Annotated in this window: 7 protein-coding genes and 1 pseudogene; all 8 read right to left on the bottom strand. The window is 75.1% G+C overall.

The annotated features are described in order from the left end of the window. Positions 1-63: 63 nt before the first annotated feature. Positions 64-1,725 (bottom strand): DHA2 family efflux MFS transporter permease subunit, encoded by a 1,662-nt coding sequence (locus tag I6A60_RS39405; protein WP_203055855.1) that lies wholly within the window; start codon positions 1,723-1,725, stop codon positions 64-66. A gap of 445 nt (positions 1,726-2,170) precedes the next feature. Next, complete coding sequence (locus I6A60_RS39400) at positions 2,171-3,715, bottom strand: MFS transporter (protein ID WP_203022168.1); 1,545 nt, start codon at positions 3,713-3,715, stop codon at positions 2,171-2,173. Between the two features lie 238 nt (positions 3,716-3,953). Then, entirely contained in the window at positions 3,954-4,475 is a 522-nt protein-coding gene (locus I6A60_RS39395) for a DUF5130 family protein (RefSeq protein ID WP_203022167.1), read from the bottom strand. After that, positions 4,462-4,854 carry a hypothetical protein gene (locus I6A60_RS39390; protein WP_307874100.1) on the bottom strand — a complete coding sequence of 131 codons (393 nt, stop codon included), beginning with the start codon at positions 4,852-4,854 and terminating at the stop codon, positions 4,462-4,464. Before I6A60_RS39390 ends, I6A60_RS39395 begins: the two co-directional genes overlap by 14 nt. A gap of 144 nt (positions 4,855-4,998) precedes the next feature. Next, positions 4,999-7,074 carry a 4-alpha-glucanotransferase gene (gene malQ / locus I6A60_RS39385; RefSeq protein ID WP_374210285.1) on the bottom strand — a complete coding sequence of 692 codons (2,076 nt, stop codon included), beginning with the start codon at positions 7,072-7,074 and terminating at the stop codon, positions 4,999-5,001. A gap of 271 nt (positions 7,075-7,345) precedes the next feature. Then, on the bottom strand, positions 7,346-9,094 hold the full coding sequence (locus tag I6A60_RS39380) for an ATP-binding protein (protein ID WP_203022164.1): 1,749 nt from the start codon (positions 9,092-9,094) through the stop codon (positions 7,346-7,348). After that, on the bottom strand, positions 9,091-9,834 hold the full coding sequence (locus I6A60_RS39375; RefSeq protein WP_203022163.1) for a response regulator transcription factor: 744 nt from the start codon (positions 9,832-9,834) through the stop codon (positions 9,091-9,093). The genes I6A60_RS39380 and I6A60_RS39375 overlap by 4 nt, the downstream gene beginning before the upstream one ends. Before the next feature lie 84 nt (positions 9,835-9,918). After that, positions 9,919-10,264: pseudogene (locus tag I6A60_RS39370) on the bottom strand (hypothetical protein); the annotation flags it as partial.

Raw genomic sequence — 10,264 nt, 5'->3', positions numbered from 1 at the left:
GGGCCCGACGTCGTCGTCGTGCCCAACCCGGCCTCGGCTGTTCTGGCCCGGCAGCGGGCCTGGTCAGGCCGGTCCCCGCGCCGGCCGGCGGGCCATCAGGCCGAGCGCCGCGACGGCGGTGGCCGCGAGCGAGGCGGCGGCACAGAACCACCAGCCCGCGTGGAAGGCGCCGACGACCGTCCGCGCCGACGGCGAGCCGATGACGGCGATCAGAATGGCGACGCCGAGCACGCCGCCGATCTGGCGGGACATGTTCACCACCGCACTGCCCGTCGCGAACCGGTCGGCCGGCAGCGCGGACGTCGCCGCGGCGGTCAGGGTCGGCAGTGCCAGCCCGACTCCGAACCCGACGATCAGCAGGCCGGGGAGCATGGCCGTCGCGTAGTCATGGGGTAGTCCGGTCCGCCACGCCCACCAGGCGGGACCTGCGGCGAAGGCAAGCGTGCCGACGGCCGCGACCGCGCCGGCGCCGAACCGCCCGACCAACCGGCCGGTCAGGGCCAGCGCCACCGGCGGCACCATCGCGGGCCCGGGTGCGAGCGCCAGCCCCACCAGCAGTGGCGACCAGCCCCAGGCGGCGTCCAGGTACGCCACGATCGACAGCAGCATCGCGGCGAACGCCACGCTGAACAGCAGCAGCGCGCACACCGCCGGCCCGAACCCCGGCGCGCGCAGCACCGACAGCTCCACCACCGGCGCCGGATGCCGCGCCGACCGCACGACGAGCCCGGCCAGGAACAGCGCGGCCACCGTGAAGCTGCCGACCACCTTCGCCGACGTCCAGCCCCAGGACGACGCCTGGACCAGGCCAAGCGCCAGCAGGCCCACGCCGAAGGTCAACAGCAGCACCCCCAGCGCGTCGGGGAACGCACCGGAGACCTCCGGACGCCGGCGTGGCAGCACGCGGAGGGCGGCCACCAGCGCGACGACGCCGAAGGGCACGTTGATCAGGAACACCCACCGCCAGTCCGCCTCGACGAGCAGGCCACCGACGACCGGCCCGAGCGCCGCCGCGAGCCCGCCGACCGCCGCCCAGCCCCGCACGGCGGCGGGTCGGCGTTCAGGCGGGGTGACGGCGAGCAGCAGCGCCAGGCTCGTCGGAATCAGCGCCGCCGCGCCGACGGCCTGCGCGGTCCGGGCCACGATCAGAGTGCCCAGGCCGGGGCTCGCGGCGCAGGCGGCACTCGCCGCCGTGAACAGCCCGAGGCCGAACAGGAAGCCGGCCCGATGCCCGTGGCGGTCCGCGAGGCGACCGGCGGGCACCATCAGCGCGGCGAAGACGATCGCGTAGCCGTTAAGCACCCAGGACAGCGTCGACAGCTGGCCGCCCAGAGCGCGGTGGATGTCCGGGAACGCGACGTTCACGACGAACAGGTCCAGGTTGGACAAGAAGACCGCCGCGCACACGACGGCGAACACCGCCCGCGCCCGCGGGGCCGCTGCCGGGCGCGCGTGCCGGGCACCGCGGGACAGTGCCTGCGTGACCGGCTCCAACGGAGCCTCGAACGGCTGCCGCAGCACCAGGGTCGGTTGGTCCCGGTTTCCCGCGGCCCACGCCGGCGGCCGGCCGCCGGCCTCCCGCCCGGTCCACGACGGCGGCGGGGCCGGAGGATCTGGCAGCTCCACCGTCGTCAGCTCAGGCTCGGCTGACCGCCTCGACGGCCCGGCGGTTTCCGGTCGTCCCTGGTTATCGGACCACCATTCCGTGGCCACGACCTCGTTCATCACATCTCCTCGCCGCCGGCGAATCGCCCGGGCAGCCAGGATCAGACCTTCCGAGTTCACCGACGAACTCGGCAGCGGGAATGGAGTCCGCTGGTTTCCAGGAAGCCTCGCGCCAGGCAGGAAAAGCCGGTCACTTACTCAAGCCAGCCGGCAGGGCCCGTCAGAAGTTCCCTGCTACCAGCGAGTATGAACGGAAGATGCTCGGCGGCGGCGACCCGGACTGATATCGGACACCGGTCGACGAGAACTCGGTCGCCGACGTACCCTGCGGACTCGCCGATATTTACCAGGCGCGAGATAATAGCCAGCGGACCACAAAGCGAATTCCAAGAAGCAGTAAATTTCTGGAACACCAGAGAACAGTGGGCGGCCCATGGTCTGGGCGACTTCGGGTCGCGCGGGCGACCACGAATCGCCCAGACCATGAGAGGCAGCCGGGGCTCCCTCAGCGCCCGGCGGCCACCGGGCGGGCCGGGCGGCGAGACAGGCCGGTGAAGGCGGCGAGGCCGGCGGCCAGCGCGGTCGCGGCGACGAACCACCAGCCGTGGTGGAAGGAGCGCACGACCTCGTCCCGGCCGGGCGAGCCGACGACGGCGACGAGGATGGCGACGCCCAGCACGCTGGCGATCTGGCGCGACATGTTGACCACCGCGCTGCCGGTGGCGAAGCGGTCCGGCGGCAGCACGGTACTGGCGCCGGCCGTCAGCGTCGGCAGCACCAGGCCGACGCCGATGCCGGTGAGCAGCATGCCCGGCAGCAGGCTCGACGCGTACGGCGAGTGCAGGTCGATCCGCAGCGCCCACCAGGCGACCCCAGCGGCGAACAGGACCGAGCCGGTGCCCGCGACCCGGCCGAGGCCGAACCGGCCGACCACCCGGCCGGCCAGCAGCAGCGCCACCGGCGGCACCATCGCCGGCCCTGGCGTGATCGCCAGACCGATCCGCAGCGCCGACCAGCCCCAGGCCGCGTCCATGTACTGCACGACCGACAGCAGCATCGCCGCGAACGCCACGCTGAACAGCAACAGCGCGACCACCGCCGGCCCGAACCCCGGCGCGCGCAGCACCGACAGCTCCACCACCGGCGCCGGATGCCGCGCCGACCGCACGACGAAACCGGCCAGCAGCACCACCGCTGCCGCCAGCGCGCCGATCACCCTGGCCGAACCCCAGCCCCAGCTGGACGACTCGACGAGGCCTAGCGCCAGCAGGCCGATCCCGGCGGTCAGCGCCAGCACGCCGACGAAGTCCGGCAGCCGGCCGGCCGCCGCCTTCCGCAGCCGCGGCAGCACCCGGACGCCGGCCACCAGCGTGACCACGCCGACCGGGACGTTGATCAGGAACACCCACCGCCAGTTGGCCTCGACGAGCAGGCCGCCCACGACCGGGCCCAGCGCCGCCGCGAGCCCACCGACGGCGGCCCAGCCACGCACCGCGCCCGCGCGCCGGGCCGGCGGCGTCGCGTCCAGCAGCAGCGCGAGGCTGGTCGGGATGAGCACCGCCGCGCCGGCCGCCTGGATCGCCCGGCCGGCGATCAGGGTCGCCAGGCCGGGGCTGGCCGCGCAGACCGCGCTGGCGAGCGTGAACAGACCGGTGCCGAGCAGGAATCCGGCCCGGTGCCCGTACCGGTCGGCGAGCCGGCCGGCGGGCACGAGCAGGGCGGCGAAGACGATCGCGTACGCGTTGAGCACCCAGGACAGCGCCGACAGGCCACCGCCCAGGTCCCGGTGGATGTCCGGGAACGCGACGTTGACGACGAACAGGTCCAGGTTCGACATGAAGATCGCGGCGCACACGACGACGAACACCGCCCGAGCCCGTCCGGCCGCGACGGGGGCGGCTCCGGCTGCCACCGAACTGGTCCCAGCAGCGCCGGGCGCGACCAGCGACCCGGACGTCCGCTCGGCCGGTTCCGCCGCGGCGAGCGCCGTGGCACCGCCCGGGTCGTCCTGGCCGCCGGCACGTCCGCCGGTCACCACGAGGTCGTCCATCGATCCGTCTCCCGGGTCCGCTGGGATCACCTGACGGCAGGACCGTATCATCTAAGTTCAACTTTCGAACCCAGACGAGCGACGAGACTCACACCCGCGGCGATCTGCCTGCCGGCGCGACGAAACACGGGAACAGAGCTTGACGGCGCTGGGGACCCAGACGGGAGGCGGCGGGACCTTTCGGCGTCGACCACTCGCCAGCGGACCGCGGCGGCTGCCGGCCGGCGGCCGGCCCAGGTCAGACGGCGCTGATCGGTGCGCGCCGGCCGAACCGCGCGGTCGCGGCGGCCGGGCTCGTGGAGCCCTGTGGCGCCCGGCCGGAACCCGTCGGCGCGGCGGCGGGCGAAAGGGGGTCGCCGGCCGGGTCGGGCTGACCCGGTGGCCGGCCCGGTCGGCCCGCCGCGTCCGCGAGCTGGCGCAGGCCACTGACCAGGCCGCCGACGAGGTCGCCGACGGCGAAGCTGGAGGTCATCGACAGCGTCGCCAGCGAGGCCGCCGCGTCGGAGATCCGGCGGCGCGCGGTCGGAGTGGTCACGACCCGGACGAACCGCTGCCCCGGTGAGACGACGACGAGGACGTGGTCGCCCGTCAGGCGGCCACCGACGATCTCGGTGAGCAGCCGGTCGGCCGCGGCCTCCGGATCACCGGAGACCGCGCCGACGCGGACATGAAAGCCGATACCGGTCTGCTGCTCGGCGAGCAGCCGGGCCCGGTTCAGCCGGTCAAGCTGGTCCTGGCGGAACGCCTCACCACTTGCCACTGGCTCCACCGGAACCCGGTGTCGCCGTGCCGGCGGTCTCCTTCGGCGCGTCGGCCGCGTCCTGGTCAGCGGACTCGCCACCGAGCCAGATCGAGTCGTGCTCCCAGCGCTGCCCCGGGCGGTACCGTGCGGAGCTCTTGCGGCCCGCGAGCGCGGTGAGGACCAGCGCGAGCAGGAAGCCGCCGACGATGGTGCCGCCGTAGATCAGCCAGGTGTCCAGCGGCGACAGCGGGTCCGGGTTGTACTTCGTCCCGACCTGCCCCGTGTCCGCGAGGGCCGCGGCGGAGAAGAGCGGCACGGTCAGGGTGGTCAGCACGGCCAGCGTCGCGGCACGACGCGCGCCACGGCGCACGGGCCGGTTCTTGGCCCCAGATGGCACGGGCCCGATCTTGGCCCCAGATGACGCAGGACGGCGATTCACGGTTCCGAACACTACCGGCATTGGCCTGGCCACGAGACACCACGGTTACCCATGTGGTGCACCGGACTGGCCACCGGCCCACCCGGCCGGCCGGGGCGTCGGTCAGGGGCTGGCGGCCGGCCCACCTGGCTGGCCGGCGGCCTCGGCGAGGACGGCGACGAGGCGGGCGACCCGCTCGTCGGCCATCAGCTCCTCCAGTGTCACCTGGCGGCCGTCGGAGTCCCGGACCGGAAGGCGCCAGTTCGGGTAGCTGTCCACCGTGCTGGGCAGGTTCGGCTGGAGGCGGTCGCCGACGGCGTCGCCCGGCGCGGCCAGGATGATCCGCGCCGGGGTGGCGACCAGCAGCCGGTGCATCCCGAGGGCGGCCTCCTGGAGCAGCTCCGGCGCCAGCTCGTCCCCGGTCTCCGGCTCCAAGGCCGGCTCCGCGGCCGGCGCGAGCAGGCCATGGGCGCGCAGGTGCGCGAGCAGGGCATCCCTGCTCGCGCGCCACTCGGCCGTCTCCGCGGCGACCGGCCGAGCCAGCAGGCCACGCTCCGCGCGGGCGCGGATGTGCTCGCCCAGCAGGAAGCCCGCGGCGGTCGGCAGGTCGTGGGTGGTGACGCTGGCCATCGTCCGGGCCCGCCAGGCGGCCGGCGGCAGTGGGACTCCGTCGGCGTCGTTCTCGAACCACAACACGGAGGAGCCGAAGACGCCGAAGTCGGCCAGCGTCGTGGCGACCGTCGGCTCCACCGTGCCGAGGTCCTCGCCGACGACCAGGGCCCCGGCCTTCGCCGCCTCCAGCGCGAGCACGCCCAGCATCGCCTCGGCGTCGTAGCGGACATAGGTGCCGTTCCCGGCGCCTGCGCCAGCCGGGATCCACCACAGCCGGAACAGGCCGAGGATGTGGTCCACCCGCAGCCCGCCGCCGCGCCCCAGCACCGCGGCGATCATCCGGCGCAGCGGCGCGTAGCCCGTCGCGGCGAGCCGGTCCGGCCGCCACGGCGGCAGCCCCCAGTCCTGGCCCTGCTGGTTGAACGTGTCTGGCGGGGCGCCGATGCTCACCCCGACGGCGTACGCGTCCCGGTCGGCCCAGGTGTCCGCGCCGGCCGGGTCGACGCCGACGGCCAGGTCGTGGACGATGCCGACCCGCATCCCGGCGGCCTCGGCGGCCGCCTGGGCCGCGGCGACCTGCTGCTCGGCCCGCGCCTGCAGCCAGCGGTGGAACGCGACCCGGTCGGCCAATTCGGCCCGCGCGGCGGCCAGGGCTGACGGCTCACGGTCGCGCAGCTCGGCCGGCCAGACCCGCCAGTCGGGGCCGTGCCGCTCGGCGAGCGCGCACCAGAGGGCGAACTCGGCCACCTCAGCCCCGGCCTCGCCGGCACCAGCGGCAGCGGCAGCGGGCGACCAGGCGAACAGCAGCTCGAGGGCGGCAAGCTTGGACTTCCAGACCGTGTCCCGGTCGATCAGCTCGCCGAACCCGTCGGCGGCGAGATGGGCCTCGCGCGCGGCGGCGGCGTGACCATCCACGGCGGCACGGGTCGCCGGGTCGGCGGCGGCGTACTCGGGCGTGTCCTCGGGGCGCAGGTAGAGCGGCGAGAGGAAGCGCCGGCTCGCCGGGTAGTAGGGCGACGACTGGACCGGCAGCGTCGGCGCGGCCGCGTGCAGCGGGTTGACGAGCAGCACGTCCGCGCGCCCTCCGGCGGCCGAACCGGACCAGGCCGCGAGCGTCGCCAGGTCGGCGTAGTCGCCCATCCCCCAGGAGCCGGCCGAGCGCAGCGCGTACAGCTGGACCATCCAGCCCCACATCCGGGCTGGGTTCGTGGCGGGCTCGGTCGGCTCGGGCACCCGGTCGGGGACCGCGACGACCTGCGTCGTCGACTCCAGCTCCCCGGCGCGCACGCGCAGGACGTGGTCGCCTAGCGGCAGCCCGGCGGGCAGCGGCGCGGGCCGGGCGACGAGCTGGGCCCCGTCGAGCTCGCGTCGCTCCCCCGCCGGTCCGGCCGTGACCGCCAGGACCGTTCCGTCGGCCAGCACCAGCTCGCAGCGGACGGCCTCGGGGGCAAGCCCGGCCGGCAGCCGCAGCGTCACGGCGGTCGGCGCCGAGGCCTTCACGACGACGCTCGGCGGCCCCAGCCGCCGCCACGGCGCCGCCTGCGCGGCCGCCAGCGCGGCGACCGGATCGGCCGTGTCGACGCCCATCAGCTCCAGCACCCGGCGGACGGCGACCACCGGGACGGCGACCGGCTGGTCCCTGGCGTCGAGGTAGCCCGTCGCGACGCCGTACATCGCGGCCAGCCGGGCCAGGGCCGGTTCGACGTCGCCGAACGGTCCGGCCGGGTCCGCCGTGACTGCCTCCGGTTGGGAACGGGGGGCGCCCGCCTGGGTGGCAGCCGGGTCGCGTGGGGTCGTGGCGCGCGCGGGATCGTCGGAGGTCACCACCCGGATCCTGCCGCCCGTCGACCCGGCGGCCTCACCTGGGCCTGGTCGGCCCACCCGTGTCGACAGGCGCCAACGACTCGGCGGCCTCCGCCGCGCCGTGGGCCGCCGCGAGGTCGGCCGACCCCGAGCCGGTTGGCGCCAGGCCGGCGGGCGCCGAGCCGGGCGGCCCGCCCGGCGGCGCCGAGCCAGCCAGCGGGAGCGCGGGGGGCAGTTCCAGCGGCGGGCCGGGCGCCAGGGGCAGCCACATCCGCATCCGGGCGCCGCCACCGGGCGCCGGCCCCGCGGCGACGGCACCGCCGTGGGTACGTACGGCGTCGGCGACGATGGCGAGCCCGAGGCCGGAGCCGGGCAGGCTGCGGGCGTCCATGGACCGGTAGAAGCGTTCGAAGACGTGCGGCTGGTCGGCGCTCGCGATCCCAGGGCCCTCGTCGCTGACGATGACCTCGCCGATCGCGGTGTGCACCCGCACGGTCGAGTCCGCCGGTGAGAACTTCACCGCGTTGTCCAGCAGGTTGGTGACCGCTCGCTCCAGCATGCTCGGCCGGCCGTCGATCCAGGACGGCGCCGACGTCACCTCGATCACGATGCCCTTGGTGGTCGCCCGCCGGCGCGCTCGGGCGACGGCCGCGGCGACGACCTCGGCCAGGTCGAGCCGCTCGACCTCCTCGACCGGCGCCTCGTCACGGGCGAGCTCCACCAGCTCGCTGACCAGCCCGGTCAGCTCGCGCATCTGCCCGTCGACGTCGCTGAGCAGTGCCGTCCGGTCGGCCGCGGGCAGCGCCCTGGTCGGGTTCGCCTCCGAGCGGATCAGCAGCTCGATGTTGGTACGCAGGCTGGTCAACGGCGTGCGCAGCTCGTGGCTCGCGTCGTCGATGAGCTGGCGCTGCCGCTCCTTGGACGCCTCCAGCGCCCGCAGCATGCTGTTCAGGCTCTCCGCGAGGCGGGCCACCTCGTCGGTGCCGTTCACCGGGATCAGCGCGGACAGGTCCTGGGTGCGGGCCACGTGCTCGGCGGCGGCGGCCGCCTCGTCCACCGGTTTCAGCGCCGCGCGGGCCACGAACATGCCGGCGAGCATCGACCCGGCGACCCCGAGCAGACCGACGACCAGCATCACCAGGCCCAGCTCGCGCAGGGTCTGCTGGACGTCCGACATCGGCCGGGCCAGTTGCACCGCCAGGTTCAACGGCGGCGGCGGGTTCTGGAGCGACCCGATCCCCAGCTCGCGGATCTGCTCGTCGGTCGAGATCCGCTGGGATGCCGTGGCGACGCGGTATTCCGTGCCCCCCACGGTGACGGTGCGCAGCCGGATCCCGTCCAGCTGGTCGCGGGCGAACGCGATGTCCTCGGAGTCCACCGGCAGCCGGACGTAGCCGGACACGGGCCACTGCGGCGGGACGATCGAGCCGTCGTCCTGGATCACCTGCAGCGGCAGGCTGAAGCTGACGCCCACCAGGTGGATCGTGCCGCCCGGGATGTCAGGACCGAGCCGGACGCTGTGCGCGGCGAGCGCCGCCTGGCTGCTGAGCTGGGTGTCGATGGCGTTGCGCAGGACGACGTTGGTGACGCCGAGCGCGACGCCGGCGACCACGGCCATGCCGCAGGTGACCGCGATCCCGACGAGGACCGCCATCCGGTTGCGCAGGGCCAGCCGGGAGAACCAGCGCTGCCGCCGTCGGGGCCCGGTCGACCCAGATCTCGCCGTCCTGCGTGTCGCGGGGCCTGCGCCGGGCGACCTGGGCGGTGACGAGACCGCGCCAGGGATGACGACCGGATCGGTCACGAGGACGGCTCACGAGGTGGCGACGCGGCCTGCTCCCGCAGGACGTAGCCGACGCCGCGGACGGTGTGCAGCAGCCGCGCCTCGCCGCCGGCCTCCAGCTTGCGGCGCAGGTAGCTCACGAAGACCTCGAGCGAGTTCGACGACGGCCCGAAGTCGTAGCCCCACACCCGCTCCATGATCATGGAGCGGGACAGCACCTGCCGCGGGTGGGTGAGGAACAGCTCCAGGAGCTCGTACTCGGTCTTGGTCAACGTCAGCTCGCGCCCGTCGCGGGTCACCTGGCGGCTGCTCTGGTCAAGAGCCACGCCGCCATAGCTCAGCGGCGCCGGGCCACCGCTCCCGGCCGACGAGCCGCGGCCGGCGCCGGCCCTGGCGGCCAGTGCGGACCGGCGCGAGAGGGCCCGTAGCCGGGCGAACAGCTCCTCGAGCGCGAACGGCTTGACCAGATAGTCGTCGGCGCCCACGTCGAGGCCGGAGACCCGGTCGGCCAGCCCGTCCCGGGCGGTCAGCATGAGCACGGGCAGGTCGTCGCCCCGTGCCCGCAGCTGCCGGCAGGCCTCCAGGCCGTCCATCCGGGGCATCATCACGTCGAGCACGGCGATGTCAGGCCGCTCTCTGGCGATCAGCTCAAGCGCCGCCAGGCCGTCGGCCGCGGTCGCCACCTCGTACCCCTCGAACCGCAGTGACCGCTCGAGGGACTGCCGTACCGCCGCGTCGTCGTCTACCACCAGTACCCGCACGTGCCCAGTCTGCCTCCGGCCGGGCCCGGCCCGGGTGGTCCGGCCCAAGGCTCAGGGACATCTGCGTCCCCGTTCAGGATGTCTTCAGGCGCCGCCGCCGCCGCCGGCCGCGCCGCCGGTGCCCGCGGCCCCTGACTCGTCGCCGGACGCCCCGGCACCGCCCGAGCCGGCGCGGGCTCCGGCTCGGGCGCCGTGGCCGCCGCTGGGGCCGGAGGACGACGGCCCCGGCTGGGCCGGCGGGTCGATCCGCGGCGGGGTGTCCCCACCGAACTGGTCGGAGCTGTCGTCATCGTCGTCGGCCTCGTCGGGGGGGGGGGGGGGGGGCGCCCCCCGGGGGGGGGGGGGGCCGGGCCACGACTGGATCCTCAATGGTTCGAAGATCTGGACCACGGGGGCCTGGTGGTCGGACTGGGGCCTGTGCCTGGCCCGC

Origin of the sequence: Frankia sp. AgB1.9, from assembly GCF_016786355.1 — a bacterium.
Taxonomy (GTDB): Bacteria; Actinomycetota; Actinomycetes; order Frankiales; family Frankiaceae; genus Pseudofrankia.
The sequence above is the reverse complement of the archived record's forward strand: the minus strand, read 5'-3'. Positions and strand labels throughout refer to the sequence as shown.

What these genes read in the sequence shown, in the direction of transcription:
- I6A60_RS39405 (WP_203055855.1), bottom strand. Translation starts at nt 1,725, where the DNA reads ATGAACGAGGTCGTGGCCACGGAATGGTGGTCCGATAACCAGGGACGA.
- I6A60_RS39400 (WP_203022168.1), bottom strand. Translation starts at nt 3,715, where the DNA reads ATGGACGACCTCGTGGTGACCGGCGGACGTGCCGGCGGCCAGGACGAC.
- malQ (WP_374210285.1), bottom strand. Translation starts at nt 7,074, where the DNA reads ATGGGCGTCGACACGGCCGATCCGGTCGCCGCGCTGGCGGCCGCGCAG.